The organism is Bacillus sp. mrc49, assembly GCF_002803435.1.
In genome coordinates this window covers 1-379 of the sequence record NZ_PHNG01000285.1, presented here as the reverse complement: position 1 = coordinate 379, position 379 = coordinate 1, and the positions used below count along the sequence as shown (strand labels likewise).

Here is a 379-nt window from a genome sequence, read left to right as displayed (position 1 = left end):
CGGAGTTTCCATGGCGATCAACACAGTCGAAGCGTATCTAGACATTCCGATCGATTATTACGTCAAAATGAATATGGAAGGTTTCCAAGATATCGTGAATGCGGTAGGCGGTGTCACCGTCGATAATGATATGGACCTTGCCTATAAAGGCTTTAACTTCAAAAAAGGCACCATTGACTTAAATGGTAAAGAAGCCTTGATTTATTCCCGGATCCGTAAGGAAGACCCTCGCGGTGATTATGGACGACAAATGCGGCAACGCCAGGTTATCCAAGCTGTCATGAAAAAGGGTTCAAGCCTTTCGACACTCACCAATTATGATGATATCTTCAAAGCATTAGGGAAAAACGTTGAAACCAATTTAACCTTCAACGAAATG

1 protein-coding gene is annotated in these 379 nt (G+C 42.5%); it reads left to right on the top strand.

The window, feature by feature from the left end; genetic code table 11:
- Window positions 1–10 precede the first annotated feature (10 nt).
- Window positions 11–379, top strand: a 369-nt coding sequence (locus tag CVN76_RS01985) for an LCP family glycopolymer transferase (RefSeq protein WP_332850586.1), incomplete at its 3' end; no start/stop codon positions are given.